The organism is Pyxidicoccus caerfyrddinensis, assembly GCF_010894405.1.
Taxonomy (GTDB): domain Bacteria; phylum Myxococcota; class Myxococcia; order Myxococcales; family Myxococcaceae; genus Myxococcus; species Myxococcus caerfyrddinensis.
In genome coordinates, this window is the sequence record NZ_JAAIYA010000033.1 from 1 (window position 1) to 19884 (window position 19884).

General features: G+C 67.0%; 13 protein-coding genes and 1 pseudogene. 2 read left to right on the forward strand and 12 right to left on the reverse strand.

From position 1 onward, the window contains the following. Positions 1-192: 192 nt before the first annotated feature. The 7 genes from G4D86_RS45970 to G4D86_RS46005 form a co-directional block, all read right to left on the reverse strand. The gene (locus tag G4D86_RS45970) at positions 193-1011 is read right to left on the reverse strand and encodes an HNH endonuclease family protein (protein WP_164001694.1); all 819 of its coding nucleotides are present in this window, start codon (positions 1009-1011) and stop codon (positions 193-195) included. After that, a complete protein-coding gene (locus tag G4D86_RS45975) occupies positions 1008-2390 on the reverse strand; it encodes an AAA family ATPase (RefSeq protein WP_164001696.1) in 1383 nt (460 codons plus the stop codon). The genes G4D86_RS45970 and G4D86_RS45975 overlap by 4 nt, the downstream gene beginning before the upstream one ends. A gap of 192 nt (positions 2391-2582) precedes the next feature. Beyond that, positions 2583-2822: a transposase gene (locus tag G4D86_RS45980; protein ID WP_164001699.1), complete on the reverse strand. Its 240-nt coding sequence runs from the start codon at positions 2820-2822 to the stop codon at positions 2583-2585. Between the two features lie 559 nt (positions 2823-3381). Then, complete coding sequence (locus tag G4D86_RS45990) at positions 3382-3858, reverse strand: tetratricopeptide repeat protein (protein ID WP_164001700.1); 477 nt, start codon at positions 3856-3858, stop codon at positions 3382-3384. Beyond that, complete coding sequence (locus tag G4D86_RS45995; protein ID WP_164001702.1) at positions 3855-4502, reverse strand: hypothetical protein; 648 nt, start codon at positions 4500-4502, stop codon at positions 3855-3857. The genes G4D86_RS45990 and G4D86_RS45995 overlap by 4 nt, the downstream gene beginning before the upstream one ends. Before the next feature lies 1 nt (position 4503). Further along, positions 4504-8262, reverse strand: coding sequence for a hypothetical protein (locus G4D86_RS46000; protein WP_164001704.1), 3759 nt, complete (start codon positions 8260-8262; stop codon positions 4504-4506). After that, complete coding sequence (locus G4D86_RS46005; RefSeq protein WP_164001706.1) at positions 8259-10286, reverse strand: ATP-binding protein; 2028 nt, start codon at positions 10284-10286, stop codon at positions 8259-8261. Before G4D86_RS46005 ends, G4D86_RS46000 begins: the two co-directional genes overlap by 4 nt. Positions 10287-10590: 304 nt before the next feature. On the opposite strand from G4D86_RS46005, the gene G4D86_RS46010 reads away from it, so the two are divergent. Both G4D86_RS46010 and G4D86_RS46015 read left to right on the forward strand, forming a co-directional pair. Beyond that, complete coding sequence (locus tag G4D86_RS46010) at positions 10591-11046, forward strand: group II truncated hemoglobin (protein ID WP_164001708.1); 456 nt, start codon at positions 10591-10593, stop codon at positions 11044-11046. A 320-nt stretch (positions 11047-11366) separates the two neighbouring features. Continuing rightward, entirely contained in the window at positions 11367-13955 is a 2589-nt protein-coding gene (locus G4D86_RS46015; protein WP_164001710.1) for a right-handed parallel beta-helix repeat-containing protein, read from the forward strand. Positions 13956-14020: 65 nt separating this feature from the next. Here G4D86_RS46015 and G4D86_RS46020 read toward each other — a convergent pair whose 3' ends face one another. From G4D86_RS46020 to G4D86_RS46040, 5 genes and pseudogenes are all read right to left on the reverse strand, one after another. Then, on the reverse strand, positions 14021-14953 hold the full coding sequence (locus tag G4D86_RS46020) for a hypothetical protein (RefSeq protein WP_205520366.1): 933 nt from the start codon (positions 14951-14953) through the stop codon (positions 14021-14023). Continuing rightward, positions 14905-15855, reverse strand: a complete 951-nt coding sequence (locus G4D86_RS46025) for a DUF4231 domain-containing protein (protein WP_240360859.1) — start codon at positions 15853-15855, stop codon at positions 14905-14907. Before G4D86_RS46025 ends, G4D86_RS46020 begins: the two co-directional genes overlap by 49 nt. Positions 15856-16069: 214 nt before the next feature. Then, positions 16070-16213 (reverse strand): annotated as a pseudogene (locus G4D86_RS54420) (helix-turn-helix domain-containing protein); the annotation flags it as partial. A gap of 126 nt (positions 16214-16339) precedes the next feature. Continuing rightward, positions 16340-18247, reverse strand: a complete 1908-nt coding sequence (locus tag G4D86_RS46035) for a M4 family metallopeptidase (protein WP_164001716.1) — start codon at positions 18245-18247, stop codon at positions 16340-16342. 156 nt (positions 18248-18403) lie between these two features. Next, positions 18404-19873, reverse strand: coding sequence for a toll/interleukin-1 receptor domain-containing protein (locus G4D86_RS46040; protein ID WP_164001718.1), 1470 nt, complete (start codon positions 19871-19873; stop codon positions 18404-18406). Positions 19874-19884: the final 11 nt, after the last annotated feature.

Genomic DNA, 19884 nt, shown 5'->3' on the forward strand with positions numbered 1-19884 from the left:
ACACGCGCGACTGGACGCCAGCGGGCCCTGTCCGTCTCGGCCCCTCTCCGAACCTCACCCCGGCCGTCCAGGAGATGAAGCGCATCGGCTGAATCCTCTCACGCGACATCTTCCTTGACGCTCACCGGTCACTCCAGCGCATCGGCTCTACGGGATGCCTGTCTCGTGGGTTTCTCATTTCCTGCAGCCTCGTCAGAGGAGCGCGTCGTTTGCCGCCACCCAATCTTCTGAGCTTGGCTCAAGGTACTGTCTCCAAACGCTCCAGAAAGCACGCAGGTGCCCGGCGCCATTCGGGCGGAGGCGGCTCTGTGTCAGAATCGCGAGACCAGCGGCATGGTCGCCTGCCGTCGCGTGGTCGTCGGTCAGGAGCTCCTTCAACATAGGATTCAGCCAAGATACGAGGTCTTTAACGAGCTTCGCCCTGACGCGCTTCAATCGTTCGGAGTTAAGGTTCAACACTCGGTTCATCGTGTCGTTAAGAACGATGGGGTCGACGCCCACCGCACTGCACGCGGCGATATCGGCCGAGATGACTCCGAGTGTGTCGACTGTGGTGAGCCGAGCCCACGTCGGGAACGTCCGCGGGTCACAGCCGGTGCCGAGATCTAGATCATCCTTTTTCTGCCCGCAGGACATGTTCGCGTCGATCGGCTTCGCGAATCGTGAATCGTCAGTGTGATGGGCCCATGTCCCGCCGCCGCAGGCGAGCACCAAGTTCGTCGCGTCGACGACGCGGCCGGGACCTCCGGACTTCGCTAAGACATGCTCCACTTGGTAGTCGTTTGTGACGAGCGATCCGTCTGCCTTTGTGACACGCTGTTCGCAGTAGCAGCAGAGCCCGCGTTGCAGCTTGACGAGTTCGTCGAGAAGCTCCCGATACGCCGGGTCGCTTTTGAACTGATTCCAGATCGCCTTCGCCTGTTCTCCGGGCGCCGTCGCTGCGGCCGGATTGGCGCCGAGCCAGACCTGGAGCAGCGGAGGTGTAGCGGCAAGACGACGCACGCGCTTCATTTGTCGTCCTTCTGAAACCTCGCCAGAAGCTCGCGTCGCTCGATGTCGAGATCGAGCGTCTCGAGAGCCGTGGTGCCGGGAAGCGCTTCGTCAAGGCTCTTGCGCAGCGCCTTGGCTTCGGGCGAGTCGGCGCGGTCTTGCCCCACGAGCGCCGCATACTCCTCAAGTTCTTTTGTCACCGGGCCAGGGACGCGGACGGGGACGCCCATCAGCTCGACGAGGATCTCCTCACCGGTCGCTCCCTGTGCGAATGGCACGGACTCCACAGCCATTTCCCCGCCGCTCCAGACGAGCTTGCGCACGCACTTCGCCTCAACCGAGCCGAGCACCTGTTCCGAGTGCGTGGTGAGCACGAACTGCGCGTTCGGAAACGCAGCGCGCAGCCCGGCAACCACCCGCCCCTGCCAGACTGGGTCGAGGTGTAGGTCTACTTCGTCGATGAGGATGACGGCCTCGGTGTTGGTCCCGCGAACGGGGTCATTCAGATCATCGCTCGGATTCAACTGAACCATGCGCCTAGCAATGTCGACGACAAGCGCAAAGTGTGTCCGGTAACCATCTGAAAGCGAGGTAATGTCGAGCGGCTCAGTCGGCGGGACTCCATGCTCCGCGATGGTGCCAAGGTCATGCTCGAAGTCGACCATCATCCTGATAGGGCGCGTCTCCACCCGTGGGTTGCGACAGCGAAGTTGCGACCTCTCGACCGCACGACGGACCCACTGGAGCGCGGGGCGGACGTAATCGAAGTCACGTCGTTTGGAACGCTCCTCGAATTCTTCGTACTGCTCGATCTGGAACCATTCGAAGACGGCCTTGAAGCTCAAGTTCGCAGTGAGTGCATCGTCGAGCGCCTCAAGCCGGTCGACCTCCTCCGCAAAGTTCCGCTCGCGCTCCGGAATCGCGATGACGGCCCTTTCGGTTCCGTAGGCCGCCACTAGTGGAAGAGCCTCGCCGGACGCACCACGCGGCTGCGCCGCCTGCGTCGAAGCCCATGTGTCGACGAGTGCATCCAGTTTTGTCGTGCTCATTAAGCCAGCGGGATCCACCTCGGTCCAGGTGCGCTGGTGGTGCACCCCCCAGCACGCAGCGCGCGTGCGGACTTCAATCTGCGCAAAGGCCGCTTCAACCCCCCTCCGCTCCTCCACGTCGGGACGGTCGAGCCACGGTAGGCGCAGGTCTCCCTTCCCGAACCGGCGGCTCTCCCTCCTCCCGAGGCGATGGGGATACGCCGCGAGGGCGAGGGCCACCGCATCCAGGACCGAGGTCTTGCCTGAGGCGTTCGAACCAAAGAGCACGGTCACGTGAGGATCGAGGGTGAGCGTGACGTCTCTCAGCCCACGGAAGTTCTCAATCTTCACCGACTCGATCGGGAACAGCATGTAAGTCTCCTGGGCACGGGGACGACGCGAGTCGGATGGTTGCCTACCGTGCGGCAGTTGGCGGGGCAAGAAAGTCGCCACGCGACAGTGCTCGAACGTACGGGGTGACCTCGTCGCGTGAGCACTCACGCACCACGGGCGTCGGGCTCTTGAGACGGTTTCCCTCAGTAGGGCCGCAGTATCTGGTGGAATTCAAATTCGTTGAGTGAGCGGCAGCAACGTCTCGACGCGCACACCGTCCTCGTCCGGCGCGAAGACGCCGTCCGGCACCAGCGGATGGAAGTGCGGCGTCACCTGTAGGTTCGAGCCGAAGAACCGGATGAGCAACACGGCCCTGACCTTGCCCACCACGCTGGCCCTACCGCCGTGCCTTTCGACGATGCAGGGCGAGCGCAGCACGCCCAAAAGGAGGGTGAGGACGTCGAAGAGCAAGCCCGCATCATCCTTCAGCAGTTCCCAACGTACCTGCGGGCACGCCCACCTACGTTCTTCCACCTGCCCTCCCCAGCCTCATCTTGCCACGGCACACTCTACCGTTGGGCTCTCACGAATGTTCCTGGAGGATCATGCTCCCCTGGTCCTGTCTCCAGGATGTCTCCAAGACTGGAGGAGACTCCGGGCGACAGGCGGGACTGGCGGGGACAGGCCCGTGGGCTCGAAGTGCCCGGACTCATTCACGACTCAGCGAAAGGCGTGCGCCGTCGCGAGTTTAGGGCACCCCGTGTCCACGGGTTCAAATCCTGTCTCCCCGACCACGTCATTGAAGCGGGCTGGAGATCGCAAGGTCTCCAGCCCGTTTCATTTTGGGCCTCCTGCTCTGGCCCTTCAGATCCAGATCGCCGCTGACCTGGCCGCCGGGCTCAGGTGCATGTACCGCTGAGTGGTGGTGAGGTTCTGGTGCCCAGCCAGCCGCTGAACGTGGATGACGCCACGGGAGAAGTCCACGTCCGTCTGCTCCAGGGCGATACTCTCCCCGCAGCGCAGCCCCGCCTCAGCTCGGAGGAGGAATCCGCGCCAGCTCGTCCCGCGCCTCCAGGATGCCCGAGCGCTCCGCATGCTCCAGGAAGCGGCGCGCCAGCTCCAAGTCACGCGGCAGGCCCCGGCCGCGCGCGCACGCCATTCCCAGGACATAGATGGCTTCCGCCGCGCCGTGAGCAGCCGCCTCCTGCAGCCACCTCACGCCCTCGCGCTCGTGCCCGTCGAGGCCCCACAGCATTCCGCCCAGCATCAGCAGCGCCTCCACCGAGCCCCGCTCCGCCGCGCCCCGCAGCAGCTCGGTGGCGAGCGGCACGTCCACCGGCCCCTCCTCTCCGGCGAACAGCATGGACGCGGCCTCCATCGCCGCCTGCGCGTCCCCCGCGCGCGCCGCCGCCACCCGCCTCTCGCGCTCGCTGAGGGGTGTGGTGCGCGGCGCCAGGTGGAAGGGGAGGCCGTGCAGGTAGCTCGGAAGTCGCGGTGGGGTCGTCATCGCTTGCGCCCCCCGGGCCCGGGGGGCTTCTTCGCGGCCTGCTTCACCCGCGCGGCCGCCTTCGCGTGGATGGCGCCGGCGCTCTCGTGGAACTCGAAGAGGTCCTCCACCTGGAAGTTCTCCAGTGTCCGCTCGCCGCCCAGGTCTCTCGGGACCTTCGGCGCAAGAATCGTGTCCTCGGGGAGGTACCTGCCCGTCAGCCCGCGCCACGCTTCGTAGACGTCCGTGTCGAGGAAGTACGGCAGCCGCCGCTCCGGGAGCCACATGCCGAGCAGGTTCTCGAAGGCGATGTCCTCGTGCGTCCAGTACGCCCCGACGTAGGGCTCCAGCAGGTACACCTGGGGCACCGCGCTGTTGCCGTTCTCCAGCACCAGGATGGCGCCGTGGACGTTGTACCCGAGCACCATCCGGTCCGGATGATTCGGCGGGACGAGCGCCGGCCACGCGTCCAGGCAGCGGTGCAGCCGCTCCAGCCCGGGGCCGAACAGGTAGACGAAGCGGTCCAGGAACCAGCCGGCGCCCACGTCGGGCGCCACGCTCTCCCAGAGCATGTTGACGAACTCCTCCTGGAAGTGGATGGCGTTCTGCGTCGCGGGAGCCGGGCGCCCCAGGCCCCGGATGAACTGCTCCGCCAGCGGTGTCATCTCAGGGCGCTCCCGCTGGCGGCTTCATGAGGAACACGAAGTTGTTCTTCCAGATGGGACGCGACTCCGCCTTCAGCAGCTCCATCATCCGGAGCCCCTGGTCGCTCATGTCCTTCTTCCACTGAAGGCCGATGTGGCTGTTCACGATGGAGAGTCCGACGTACTGCTGCATCTGGTCGAAGAACTTCTGCCAGCTCTCGTCCTTGTAGTCCTTGCCCTCCGGGATATCGAGCTTCGGGAAGGTGTCCTCGCCACCCGCGACCTGGTCGGGGTTGTGCAGAATCGCGAGGTCGCGGAACCCCTTGGGCAGCTGGCTGAACTTCCTCCACAGGGGGAGGCTCTTGGCCAGCGGGTCGAAGCCCTTTCGAATCCGGTCGCGGAACTTATGCTCCGCGCCCTGGCGCCCGATGATGCGCAAATCGTAGTAGCGGACGCGGTCCCTGCCACTCGGAGTCTTGCGGACGTCGCGGATGGGGCGCAGCTCGTCCTTCCTCGGGGGACGGCGGACCGTCTCGCCCTGGTCGTTGAGCTCTACGACCATGAAGTCGCTCGTACCCTGCGCCTTGAGGAGCTGGTCCGTGTTCTTCTCGGCCAGCTCGATTTTGATGTTGGTGAGGTTGATGCGCCGCTCCACCTCGAGCAGGTCGGCATCGACGTACTGGGTCAGCAGGACGCGGAGCCCCTCCAGCTCGAAGTCGACGTTCTGGATGAGGGCGCGCTCCGCCTCCAGCCGCTGGCGCCGCTTCTCCAGCCGGGCCAGGTTCTCGTTGGCGCGGCGCAGCGCCGCGGCCGCGCGCTCGTTGAGCTCCTTCAGCACGGCGCTGCGCCCGCCCTTGTCCAGCTTCGTGTAGATGCGCTCATCCATGCTGAAGACCGTGAGGTTCTTCAGCCACCGGTCGACGGTGAAGCGGTTGATGCCCGCCTGCTGCATCTGGACCTGGCGTGCCATCTCTTCGCGGAACAGCTTGCGGTAGGCCTTGCCTGGGTACTTCGAATCGGGGGGATAGCGCTTGGGCTCTGCCTTGAAGGTCACCCTGCGCGGCGTCACCGCCTGGATGCGCATCGCGCGCGCGAGGTTCGCGATGCGCATGGTGCTGCCAATCCTGCCGACGAGACGGACCACCTCGTTCACCGGCCGGTCCAGCGACGCGCGCACGCGCCGGTTGATGCGCCCGGCGATGATGGCGGCGGGGCGGATGTTCCGTGCCTGCTGCTGGACGCCGATACCGGTGGCGCGCACGAGGTTCAGCCCGGACCTGTCGAAGGACGAGGCCAGCGGTGCGGCCGTGGCCACCTGGATGATGGCCGTCGACTCGTCGGCGCCGGAGACGAAGAGCCGCGCGGCCTGGGCCTGCTGACGCACCTCCACCGGCTCGCTGCCGCCCTGCATCGGCGCGGAGACCTTGATGGGGGTGAACGGGTCATCGGCGACCAGCCGGGTCGCCCGCGCCAGCAGGTTCTTCAGCGTGGCCTGCGCCACATTCACGCGCTTCTTCAGCTCCGAAGGCTTCTTGCGCTGGTTCTGCCCGGCGCGCTTGCGGGGCTTGCTGCCCTCCCGCTTGTGCGTGGCCGCGGCGTTCTTCTCCGCTTCCTTCAGCGCCTTCTGCTCGTCGGTGAGCGTGTCGAGCGCCCGCGCGCCCTCCCGGATTTGCGGCAGCAGCCCGTTGAAGGTCGGCACATCCGCGGCGGCCATCAGCTTCACGTTGGCCTGCCAGCCCGCAATCTTCGCGTCGATGGCCTCTTCCCTGCTGGCCATCATCGGCGTCGTGCCGCGGGCCTCCTCCTTGATGAAGAGTCGGTGGGACTCCTTCCCGTCGGAGAACGTCATCGTCTCCCCGATGGGGCCATCGAAGCTCTCGGTGCTCTCGCCGCGCCCGCCGCGCCCCTTCCCGCCGCGCGCGCCGCCCGGAGCGCCGCCGCCCGTGCCCTCGCGCCAGGTGCCGGGCTTGCGCCGCTCGCCGCCGCCCCCCTTCGGCACGTCGTCGGCCAGCAGGTCCGTCATGAACTTGCTGGAGTCGAAGTCCACCTCGCCGAACTCGATGGTGGGCCAGGTGCGGGAGCCGAGCACGTAGTCCACGTCCGCGCCGATGCCGAACTCTCCCGGCAGCGGGTACTCCAGGCTGAACAGCGGCCACGTCCACTTCTTGTCCGGCGCGGGCGACCACCAGGGCGAGTCCAGCTCGACGAACAAATCCCCGCTGAAGCCCAGGAACGGCTGCGCGGCAATCTCCATGTGGCCGCCGATGAACCACTCGGGACGCCCGGCCGCGTTCATCCGCCGGCCGATGCGCGGCGTCGCGTCCACGTAGCCGCGGACGCCGGCCAGCGCGTTCAGCCCCACGCCGGCCTTGAGGTCGTGTCCGAGGATGGTGATGACGACGCCGCCCTCGGCGCGCAGGCGCAGCCCGGCGAAGGCGGAGATGTTGAGCGAGCCCTGGAGGGTGAACAGGTTCTCCACGCGTGGGTCCGTGGAGAACTGCCCGGTGGCGCTCATGTTGTGAATCTTGCCGGGCCCCACCTTCGCCAGGGCCTCCAGCCCGATGTTGGCGAACACGCCCACCGTGCCGATGACGGGCACGCCGTAGCTCGCGCGAATCTCCAGGCGGAACAGGCGCTTGTTCCACTCCTTCTCCGGAAAGAGGATGAGCTCCTTCTGCGGGCGGACCTCTCCGATGATGGTCGCCTGCGCCTGGCTGTTGACGAGCACTCGCGCCCGGCCCGACAGCCACGGCGTCAGGGTGATGGACAGCTCGCCCCAGCCGCAGAAGGCGCGCTTGCCCGGCTTGGGCGGATTGTCCGGCCCGGGCTGCGCGACGGGCAGCGCTGACGGGTCCAGGTCGGTCCGCGTGGTGAGGTCCTTCGCGGTGCGCTCGTCGGTGGAGATGAGGGTGATGGTGCCGCTCATGCGCTCGCTGCGGTACCCCACCGTGCCCTGGACGTGGACGAAGCCGTCCGCCAGCCGTGCCACCACCGCGCCCGACGCCGGGCCGATGGCGACGGAGATGCGCAAGTCCCCACCCAGCTTGCCGTCCGAGCCCCGGCGCACGCGCAGCTCGCCCCCGGAGCCGCCCGGGATTTCAATCTTCGCGCCGCCCTCGACTTGTAGCGCCTGGTTGTCCAGCTTCAGGGAGCCGGTGCCCTCGAGGTAGCCGCCCAGGCGGAAGCCCAGGTTCTCCACGGCGACGTTGATGTGCCCGGTGGTGAACTCGTTGACCACCCGGGGGACGGTGATGCGCGTCATCCCCAGCAGGCCGAGCGCCTCGGTGGCCCGAACCATTCCATCCACGAGCGAGCGCCGCGTGCCGCGCACCGGGCCCGGCTGCCCGACGCCCACCCAGCCGGTGACGACGTTCTCCTTCACGACGACCACCAGCACGGTGGGCACCTGGTCCGCGAGGGGCGCGAGCGCGGGATGGCTCAGGCGGATGGCGGTGCCGGCGCCGGTGGTGCTGAACGTCTCTCCGCGCTTGCGGACCTTGATGGCGCCCTCGGCGAGCCCGGGCAGGCGCACGGGCACCTCCAGGTCGCGTCCGGGCTTCGCCTCGGCGGCGGTGGCCTCCGGAATCACCAGCTGTCCCGAGGAGAGGTCCACCTCGCCAATGGACAGGGTGCCGCCCACCGGCTGTGGCGTCAGTCGCACCAACGGGGCGCTGCCCAGCCGTGAGGCGGCGCCGGCCGGTGCGGCCGCTCGCGACGGCGAGGGGCGCGAGGCGGCGGGCGCGGGCGCGGCCTGTCGGGTCGTCCGGGTTCCGTTGCTCATCCGCGCACGCTCCGGATGGTGCCCACGTTGCGCTTCAGCGGGCAGATGCCGCCGGACTTCCGGTACTCCCGCTGGATGGCCGCGTCGAGGTGCTCGGTATCCATGGTACCCCCATCGTCGAGCGCGAGGCTGGCCGCGTGCAGGACCACGTTGCGTATCTGTCCGCCGGAGAACCCGCAGCGCGCGGCCACCTCGTGGAGGAACTGCGGGTCCACGGCGTGGCCGACGGGCAGGTGGAGCTGCCAGATGCCCCAGCGCTCGGCGGCGTCGGGAGCGCGGAAGTCCACGGTGACGTCCATGCGCCGGGCGAAGGCGGTGTCTATCTGGTCGCCCGTGTTGGTGGTGAGGAGCATGATGCCCTCGAAGGACTCGATGCGCTGCAGGAGGTAGTTGGTCTCCAGGTTCGCGTAGCGGTCGTTCGCGGTCTGCACGGCGGTGCGCCTGGCGAGCAGCGCGTCGCCCTCGTCGAACAGGAGGACCACGTCCAGCTCCTCGGCGAGCGAGAAGATGCGGTTGAGGTTCTTCTCCGTCTCGCCGATGTATTTGTTCACGACGCTGGAGAGGTCGACCTTGTAGAGCTCCATGCCCAGCTTCGCCGCGAGCAGGCGCGCGGCCAGTGTCTTGCCGGTGCCGCTGGGCCCTCGGAACAGCGCCCGCACGCCGGAATGGAGCTGCCGTCCGAGGGAAGGACCGACGGCGCCCTGGAGTCGCTCGCGCTGGCTGCACCGCCTCTCCAGGTGGATGAGCTCGCGCTGCACGTCGGCGGCGACGGCGAGCTCGCTCCAGTCGCCGCCCGTCTCCAGGCGCGTGGCGAGTGCGTCGAGCGCCTGCCGGTCGAGCCCGCCCACGGCGCGGCGCACGTCCCCGGCGGTGATGGCGCTCCGTCCGGCGAGCGCCGCCTGCGAGCGGGCCAGCTCCGCGGCGGCGTGGATGTGGCCGCTGCTCAGCCGGAAGCGCGTGGAGAGGGTGTCGAGCTCGGCCTCCTCCACGGCGCCCGCGCGGAGCCAGTGCGCGCGGCGGGCCGTCGGGTCGGGCGTCTCCAGCGTCAGGGTAATGGCGCGCTCCACGGTGCCACCCACGCCGCCGAAGCGGCCCAGCACCACGGCCACGGGCGCATCACAGGCGCCGAGCCGGGGCAGCTCGCTGACCTCACCGGGAGCGGGGTCGACGACGACGGCGGGCACGGCGTGGAGCAGCGTGGCCAGCGTGCCGGCCAGGCGCGCGTGCTCGTCGTTGCGAGGCGAGGGCAGCTCCACCTCCAGCAGGCCGCGTCCCAGCGAGCGGGCGAGGGCGCCCACCAGCGTGCGCCGTCCGCCGTGGCGCGGCCCGCGCACCAGCAGGGTGCGCACCTCGCGCCGGGTCAGCAGGGGAGGCAGCCGCTCGACGGTGTCGCGCAGCGCGTCCGGGAGGATGAGCTGTGAGGGCTCCAGCAGCTCCGACGCCGGGCGATGGCGCAGCCACGGGAGGGGGCGTGGGCGCACGTCGCCGCGCAGCGCGTCCCAGAGGGTGCCCGGCACCTCGAAGGCCCACTCGATGCGGGGCGCGTCGGGATTCGTGACGCGCAGGAGGCCGGCCTCGCGGAGGGGCTCCAGGGCGGCGCGGGCCTCGCCGCCGTCGGCGTTCCACCACGCGTGGAGGAGTCCCAGCGTCGGGCGGTGCACGCCGGGAGCGGCTTGGAGGTGCTCGAAGAGAAGGCCGAAGCGGGCGTCCTCTTCCGTGAGGCCGACGCAGAAGAGGAGGGTGAGGGCCCGGTGGTCCAGTCCCGCGGCCTCGCGCAGGGCGCGCGTGGGCAGGTGGCCGGGGACGCGCCGCTCCCAGGTGGAGAGGGCGGCCTGCCACCACGCGTCGTCTCGCCCGGCCGCGCCCAGTGTGGCCAGCTCGTCGTGGTAGCCGGCGAGGAAGGGGAACCCGTCGAAGTCGCTGGTGCGTGCGAGCACCCGCGAGACGGCGGCGAACCAGTGCAGCCGGAAGTGGCTTGCCGCGGTGGGAGGGACCGCCTCGAAAGCCGCCTCGGGCTGATTCATTGCGCTCCCCACTCGCCAGGGCCCCGGACCCGGCGTTCAGCAAGCTGGCACGGCCAGTCTTAGCCCAGTCGGAGACGACGGGGCAACGCGGGGGACGGACCTGCAGGGAGTTACGGCTCAATGCCTGAGGCGCGGAGGGTGGCGCGCTGTGCAAGAACTGTTGCCACGGTCGGGGACACGCGCTCGAATCTCGAGCTCAGCGACCTGGTCCAATCCCGCCTCGAACACGGAGCCCGACGTGACTGTGGAGTCCATCCGACCTGAAGTCTCCAGCGAGGGGAACGGGGCCACTGGAGGTGCCTCGGTGCCATCGCTGTACGCGTGGGCCGGAGGTGCCGAGGCGCTCGCCCGGCTGACCGAACGGTTCTACGAGCGCGTGCGCGCTGACGCGCTCCTGGGCCCCGTCTTCGCACGGATGTCCGCGGCGCACCCGGCTCACGTCGCCCTCTTCCTGGGGGAGGTGTTGGGCGGGCCCGCGCACTACAGCGCCGAGAAGGGCGGCCACCCGGAGATGATTCGTCATCACCTCGACCGACATCTGACGGAGGAGCAGCGTCGGCGGTGGTCTCAGTTGCTCCTCGATACCGCCGATGAGACGGAGCTGCCGGCGGACCCCGAGTTCCGCTCGGCGTTCGTCGCCTATATCGAGTGGGGCTCCCGGCTCGCCGTCATCAACTCCCAGGGCGGCGCGACCGTGGACTCTCATGCGCCCATGCCCGTGTGGGGGTGGGGTGTTCCCGGCGGTCCCTACCGTCCATGACGGTCGCCCCACCGACCTTCACGGCACCGACGAACACGGTGGCCCCCACCGGGGGAACGCGACCCAGGTTGGCGACACATTCAACAGCCCATTTGCGGAGTCCAGCCGCGATGATTCGAGAAGATTTCAATATGAATAGCCTTTAGCGAGTGCCCCAGGTGGATTCAACGCACCATGTGGTGCGTTGACGCGGGTGGGCTTCAATCCCTGGTGGAATTCGCGAGCCCATGAGGAATTCCAATCAGTGAGCAGGCCTCCGCTGGGGCTGCATTGATGACAGTTATTGACGGGCATGTTTTAAATGTGTCAGCCTCGTATGAATGGCAATTCCATATTCAGAAGAGGGCGTCGATGGGGGCGAGCACAATCGTGTTGTCTCCGCATTCTTCAGCAGCGCGAGGAGTCACGTTGCGAGCCTGATGCTGCGTGGGTTCTTCGTGGCCGGCCTGGCATTCCCAGTGCAGAGTGGCGGGACGGGGCTGGCGGAGACGCCGCCCTGGCCAACGACGCCGCCGGCTCAAATCTGCGGCAACACCGCGCTCTTGAGCGGCCCGAGTAGCGCGCCAGCAGGTGCGGTGACGGTTCCGGCCGGTGACAACAGCGGCTTCAACTTCAACCAACCGGGTGCGACATTCTGGTTTGAATCGGGTGTGCACACCCTGGCCAACGACGTCTATGGCCAGATTGTCGCCCGCGCCAATACGACATACCTCGGTGCGCCCGGGGCAATCATCGACGGGCGGAACCTCAACCTGTACGCCTTCACGGGTGATGTCCCGAACGTCACCATCAGGTACCTGACCATCAGGAACTTCGGCCGCGGCCTGGATAACAACAATGAAGGCGTGGTCAACCACGACTCCGGAATGGGCTGGACCATCGAGTACAACACCATCTCAGGGAGTGATGGCGCGGGTGTCTTCCTGGGCACCGGCAATGTCGTCCGCTACAACTGCTTGAAGGACAACGGGCAGTACGGCTTCAGCATGTTCAAGCCGCCGGTGGAGGGGGACTCCGCCATCAAGAACATCGTCCTGGACCACAACGAAATCACCGGCAACAACACCGACGACTGGGAGAGCCGCATCGAGGGCTGTGGCTGTACCGGCGGCGGCAAGTTCTGGGATGTCAGTGGCGCGCGGGTGACCAACAACTGGGTCCACGACAACAGGGGCACCGGCCTGTGGGCGGACACCAACAACATCGACTTCCTCTTCGAAGGCAACTACATCGAGAACAACGATGGCGAAGGCATCTGGTACGAGATCAGCTACAACGCCACCATCCGCAACAACACCCTTCGTCGCAACGCCTGGGTGAGCGGCAACAGGAACCTGGGCTCGCCCGGTCCGGCCATCTACCTGTCGGAGTCGGGCGGAGACGCGCGGCTGGCCTCTGCTGTCAGCGGAGCCCCGAAGCTTCGGGTGTACGCCAACTCCTTCGAGGACAACTTCTCGGGCATTTCAATCTACGAGAACGCCAACCGTTTCTGTAACTCCAACGGCAACACCAGCAAGGGGTATTGCACGCCGTTCATCACCCCGACCCTGATTCCGGAGGAGCCGCGCAGCTACGACTACCCGAATCCTATCAGCGACACACACGCCTGCTACACGCAGGTGGCTGGCGAACCCTACAAGACGGACTGCCGCTGGCACTCCAAGAACATCGAGGTGAACAACAACGAGTTCCACTTCGACCGCGCCGTCGTGCCGTGTGCCGGAACCTACTGCGGCGTGCAGGCCCTCTATGCCACCGGCGCTGACAACATGCCCTGGTCGCCGTATACGGTTTCAGGCGTGCAGAACGATGTCATGTTCAACAACAACAACGTTTTTCATGACAACGCGTATTTTGGTTCCTGGCGTTTCGCCAAGGGTTTCGGCGAGACGGTCAGCTTCGGTGCCTGGCGGTCCGCGCCCTACAACCAGGAAGCCGGAAGCACCATTGAAGGCGACACAGGCGAGCCGCCTCCCAATCCGGTTCCTGTCACCAATGACCTGGATGCCGACACGACCACCCTCGAGGGCTCGGTCGGCCAGTGGCAGGACTGGTACTCCGAGACGCTGACCCGGACCTCGGAGGAGGCGCACACCGGTACGCACAGCCTCCGGGTGGACGTGACGGCTTCCTGGGGTTGGGGCGTACAGCTCGCGAACTGGCCCGGCTTTGCTACGACTCCTGGCGTCAAGACACTGGGCCTCTGGGGCAAGCTGGGCGCCGGAGCGGGCCTGACGCCCAAGATGACCGTGAAGTGGATGGATGCCACTCATGCGGTCCTCCAGACTCACGAGGTGACGCTGCCCGCGTTGACCACGACATGGCAGAAGGTGTCCGCGGTGGTTGACGCACCGGCAGGTGCAAGCACGGTCCTGGTCTATCTGACGGGCTCAGGCAGTCCCGGGGAGTACTTCTATCTCGATGACCTGGTCGTGGGTGCTGCGCCAAACGCCCTCGACGCCGCCAGTGCCGGTGGTGAGGGTTCTGTCGGCCAATGGCAGGGCTGGTATTCGGCCAGCATTTCAGCCTCCACCCAGGATGCATATCGCGGGACGGGCAGCCTGCTGGTGAGTGTTACCGACCCCTGGGGCTGGGGCGTGCAGTCGGCGAACTGGCCCGGCTTCGCCACCACGGCAGGCAACAAGCGCATCAGTTACATGGCGAAGCAGGGCTCTGGCGCCATCTCGAATGTCACGCTGCGTGTGAAGTGGTTTGACGGCAACCAGGCCCTCGTCCAGACCGACCTGGTGCCACTCAATGGCCTGACTCTCAGCTGGCAGCGGGCTGCTGCAACCGTGACTGCGCCCGCGGGTGCGACCAACGCCTATCTGGATATCTACAGCAATTCAGGTGGCGCGGGCGACAGCCTGTATCTGGACGACATCGTCGTCACCGACCTTCCGAATTGACGTCGTCCAGCCTGGAGGGGGCGACGAGCTTCGAGGAGGAGCTCGCCGCGCCCGAGTGAGGCGGCTCAGGACTGTCCGCGGAAGACGGGCAGGCCCTTGCGCAGCCGGGCGACCAGCTCGCTGTTGTCGAGCGGGTCGTCCTCATCCAGCACCTCGTCGACGAACAGCGCGCGCAGGCGCTCGGGCACGCCGTCCCCGTGGCCCTGCCGGTACGTGTTGATGTCGAAGTGGTGCTCGGCGTGGACCTCGGCGCTGACGGCGTGCTCGTCCTCGATGACGACGCGCGCGTGGATGGCGGCGGCCGACAACAGGTGGTCGTTGTAGTAGCCGAGGACGACGTCGCGCGCGTGGATGTCTCCCCGGACGTTGAACTCGCCGTCCGTATTGAGCGCGTGACAGCGCACGTCCCCCAGGACGTTGACGAGGGAGTCGTTCGCGTAATCCGCAAGGACGCCGTGCACGATGAGGCTGCCCGTCACCGCGAAGGGCTTCTGGATGGAGAGGTGGCCCTCCACCTCAAGGTCACCGTGGTGGAAGAAGGGGTGCTTCAGGGTCAGCGGTCCCTGGAGGCGCACGTGCCTTGGTGGCACGTCGAGCACGTCCCGCAGCGCCGCCAGGAAGGCCAGCGCCTCGTCGGGTTCGCCGGAGCTGTGGAGCCCGGCGGCGAGCTCCTGGGCGGAGTCGACGTCGACTTTGAAGGAGAGCCAGCCCTTCGGCGCCGCGTTGCGCAGGGCGGCGGTGTCGATGGGAAAGGGCGCGAACGGGTCCTCGCTCCGGGCGTAGGGGACGCGCGGCTGGCCTCCCGCGCGCTCCAGCAGGGCGATGAGGGCGTCGTATTCCGGGGTGCGGCCGTGGGGCTTCCCCGAGTGGCCCACGCGCTTGCGCAGCGCGGCGCCGAGCGGGGTGCGGCCGAGCCCGTCGAGCGCATCTTCTACGGCCGGGGCCCGAGCTATTTCACCGCTGGGGGCGAAACGGGAGTCGACTGCTCCACGAGCCATGCGGCGTTCTCGGCACGAAGCGTGGCCTCGGCATCGATGACGAACCTGCGCTGGTCCTCCGGCGTCTTCCCGGTGCTCGACCACACCCCCGTCAGGTATTCCAGCCGATCGGCTGCGGCGCGGTAGGTGGTGATGATGTACTGGTGACGCCCGGCGGTAGCGAAGCTCGTGAGCCCCATTGCCGCTGTCGACACCACCGCGACCCAGGCCACCACCTTGGTGCCGGATTCCGAGGCGCCGAAGACGCCCATGAGCGTTCCGATAAGACCCAGGACGAACCCCACCCTCTGAAAGGCCGCGAGCCGGGTCTGGTGGTTCCTCACTTGCGCCCGGTAGAAGTCGATTTGATTCTGGATGCGGAACTTGAGGTAGTTCTCGATGGTCATCGATGACCTGGCAGGTGGAGTGCTCTTTTCGGCCGAAGTGGGCTCTCTTCGGGGCAGCTGCACTCCGACCTGTTCCAGCTCGGCGACCTTGTCGAGCAGCCGCTTCTCGGGGCTCGCCTCATCGGTTGCGGACACCTGATAGGGGTCCGCCCTCATCCAGAACAGATAGAGCTGCGACTTGATCGCCTCCGCGATGCCTCGCGCCTGGACCCATTGCGTTTCACGCTCGGTGCCCAGGAGTTGCTTCCCCATATAAGTGGACGCCGTCACGCAGAGGACGCTCACCACGGCAACTGCCCGATTGGCCCATCCCAGGTTCCAGCCCAGGATTGAATCATCGGGTAACACCAACTGCTGTGCGATGATGCCCGCGATGGCCCCCAAGAGGGCGAGCACTCCGACCCACGTATACGCCTGCTGGTATTTGGCTTTGAGCTTGCGCGCCGTCATGGCCCAGGCCCGGTAGCGCCTCCAGGCCAGCTCTTCGGCGGGACTCCCAGCATCCTGCGTCGTCATCGTTGCGCCCCAGTCGTGCCGGACACCGACTACAGGAACGCCGTCTCTTGCCACAAGCCGGGGATGTTGGCGAGTCCGCGGCAGCGGTTCGTTTTCCGTGCGTCGTGCCCCCGGCAAGACGCCTCAGTGACGCTCCTCTTCGAGCTGTCTTCGCTGGTGAGCGATGGTGCTCTCCCTCTCCCTGGCAACCTCCTGGGAGAGCCGCACTGAGCCCCTCCTCGAGGTAGCGCCGACGAACGGTGCGCACCGTGGTCTCGGTGATGCCTACCGCTTCGGCCGCCCCCACCACCGTCCAGCCCGCGGCAGCCGGCGCATGAATCTCCACCCGGTCAAAGGACTGAAGCAGTACCCACGGCACCCGGTGCGGAAAGGATGGTCGCCGGGCTGGACCGGGCCATCGAACTGCTGGCGGGAGGGGAGACTTGGACTTGGAGGGGAATGCAGGCGCTCTTCTCCACGCAGGGATATGCCCGCGCCGTCATGGTCAAGGAGGCGAGGCCCGGCGCTCCCTGGCTGTGTGGGCGCGGCGGCCCGGGCGTTTTCTGGCGCCAACCCGGCGTCCGGCATCGATCCCCACCAACGTCCACCCGAACTGCACGGCGGCCGCTTCGTCGCTCGCCGCGCCGTACAGGCGGTGTGCGGTCGTGAGGGTGCGCTGCGCGAAGTCCCGGAGGTCTGTCTGCTTGCCCAGTCGCCCGCCCCGAATGGTCTCGTACCAGATGCGCCCGGCCCTTCTCCACGCGTGGTCCCCCATGGCCACCGCCGCGAGATAGAACGCGCGGCTCGGGATTCCGGAGTTGATGTGTACGCCTCCGTTATCCCCCTCGGTGTGTACATAGCCGCGGAGGTGCCCGGGTTGTGGGTCCTTTCCCAACACTGGATCGTCGTATGCCGTGCCCGGCTCGGACAGCGAGCGGAGCCCTTTCCCCTGCAACTTGGGCCCGAGGACTTCGCTGCCTATCAGCCAATCGGCCTCCACCGCCCTCTGGCCAAGCACGTACTGCTTCACCAGCAAACCGAAGACCTCTCCGAGCGAGTTGTGGATCGCCCCCGGCTCGCCCCAGTAGGGGAGCGACGTCTCGGTCTCGAGCACCCCGCGCATGAACTCCGTCGAGATGACGTCCACGCCCGTGAAGCGGCTGAACAGCTCGCCATCGCCGTCCCCGATGACGAGCTGCTTTCCGTTCCAGAAGGCGTTGTCGTAGTGGTCGCCGTAGTGGACCGTGGCTCTGATTTCGGCGCCCTGGCCATCGAAGGAGTCGCGCTCGAAGACGTCCCAGAAGAACATGTACACCGCCCCGAGGGCGTCGTACGTCTCGTCCACCGAGGCGTCGCCCGTCGGCGGGTCGCCCTCGCGCCGCACGACCGAGCCGGGTAGCTCCTGGTGTTTGCCCGCGCTGAATATGATTCGCTGCGGGTGTGCCCCCGTCCGCTCGGCCGGACGTTGCATCGCCCGCTCGAAGCGGGCGCGCCCCAACGGTGTGGCTGCCCGGGATGAGACCTCCCGCGCTCGCTCGCCACGGGCCTGGGAGCGCCACGCTGCGCCATGCTGCGCGACCGGCTTGGCTGGAGCCTCCGGGTGCGCCTCCTGTCCCGTCTCCAGGGTGCTCTTTCGCTTGCTCGCACGGGAGCCCCTCGCGACCGCCGCCCCGTGGGGAGCGCAGGCGAGTTGCTCGACCACCTCGCGGATGCCGTTTGCGACGTCCATCCACGCCATGTCCCGGTTCGGCCACGTCGACACGGGCCTGGCGTTCCTCGGCAGTGCTTGCAGTCCCGCGAAGGGCGCGCTGCTCCAATTCGTCGGGCGCACCACGATAGGGATGATGCGTGCCGTGCCATCACGGTGCCGCTCCAGCGCGCGCGCCGTCTCGACACCCCAGCAATAGTCGGAGGCAATGAAGTCGGCGCTGACGAGCAAGATGATGATGTCCGCCGATTCGAGGTGTTGGTCGATCGCCTGCCGCCAGTCCTCTCCCCCGTCGATGTTGCGGTCGTGCCACTCCTCCAGCAGCCCCTCACGCCGTAGCAGCGAGAGGTGGGTGGCCAGCGTGTCGCGGAATCGCTCGTCCTTGTGTGAGTACGAGTAGAAGATCGTGAGCGGGCGCGTGGCTGTGGGCCTCGCCCGCACGCGCGCTCCGCTGGCATCAGTTTCCGCAGGGGCACGTCGGCGAGGGGGCCCTGGAACAGCCGAGTGGACGTCCTGGAGCTCGCTCATGGCCGTGACGAAGGTGAAGGGATGGACCGCCCGGGGCGGGTGCGCTCGCCGTATGATGTTGTCGGCGGTACCGTCGCGCCACGGGAAGGGCTCGGTGGCCCGCGCCTCGTGGCACCAGGCAACCGCCAGCCCATCGATGCCGTCATCGAAGCGGAGGCGCAGGTTGGCGGCCGTCACGGGCCATCCAAGGGTAGGCTTCTTGCGGAAGTAGACGCTCGTCTGCGCGGGAGACGTCTTCCGGAGCCCGGCTTCCTTCTTCCGCTCCGCTGAGAACCGACCGCGCTCCGCACATGTAAGGGTTGAGACTGCGCGAGAGCGTCCAGGTGCTCCTGTTCACGTCCGGATGGGGGCATTCTTCCAGACGGCAGAGCCTACTCGCACGGGGAGTGCCCGGAGGATTTCGCGCAAGGCCTCGAATTCGCTCGTGACCCGCTTGCACACATAGTCCTGCAGCGACGCGGGAACCGACGTGGCCTCTCCCCAGATGAGGGCGATGATGGCGAAGTCGTTGCCCTTCCTTCGCTTGCAGTCGACTGCATGGGCTATTTCCTTGCCGATGAAACCCTCATCGGTGAACTCGGGAGTCACGAAGAACACCGCCGCGCAGGATGACTCGATGCCCTCGATGATCGAAGCGGTGAGCTCGACTCCTGCGGTCATCGAATCATCGTCCAACCATGCCTCAAAGCCCAGCTCGTTGAGGACTGCCTTGAGTTCCCTCACGCGGGGTTTGTTGACGCTCTTGTGGCTCAGGAAGATCCGTGGAGGATGGGTATTCATGGTCAGCTTTGCCTCGAGACTTGCCAGGTACTCATCGTTGGTCTGGACGAAATGGTGCCCGCTCCTCGTGTAACTGGCGGTGCTCTCCTTCAGGGCCAGGCAGGCCTCCTTCCACAGCTCGACGGCTTGCCGACGGTCTTCGTTGAAAAGGCGGTCGCCCCGGGCATCGAGCAGGGCGGACTGGACGTACTGATAGAATGCCTTGCATGGCTCACAGTCGTGAGCATCCAGTGCACGATGGGCCTTTTCGACGATGGCCCGCGCCTCTGTGGCATCGGGAAGGAGCCCGTCCTTGAAGAGGGACGTCCATTCCCGCGCCCACTCAATCTGGGTATTGACCCGCCGATGGTCCACGCTGCGGACGAGCGCTACTGCCTCCGTGTAGAGACTCCGAGCCTGTTCGATGTGGGGCTGTCGTTGCTCGGGAGGTGCGTTCCTGGCATTCGCGAGATGGAGCCGGGCACGATGCGCGGCGTACCTGGAGCGGAGCTCGATGATCAGATTCGATTCGCGCTCCTGAGGTGAAAGGTTGCTGAGCGCCAATTCGATGGGCCGTTCGAGCGCTCTCGCTCCTTCCAGGTCCCTTCTCTCCAAGAGGGCGGACATCCAGTTGGACATGAGGACGACCTCGCCGCGTCGATCGCCCAGTCGTCGCGCGAGCTCGATCGCCATCCGCCTGTGCGAGTCATTCTGCTCATGCGTAAATCGAGGATTGTTGAACGTCAGCCGGGCAATCTCATTGGCTGCCTGGAGGGTGACGTAGTCCAGAGTGACGTCCGCGTCTCGAAGGCGCAGGTACCGCTCGATGGCAGCATCGGTGGAGGTGCTCGTTCGCGCGAGCTCGAGCTGGATGCGTACATACTCCGCCGCTCGCGGCCCACTCTCTGCTTCAAGTCGTGGGATGTTGGCCTCAACGCGCGCGTAACGCTCGGCGTTGTCATAAGGTGTCGCTTCCGCGAGGAGTCTCAGCAGTTCCCCCTGAAGGCCGCTGGTCCGCTGCTTCGTGATGGGCTTCTCGTTCATGGATGACTCCC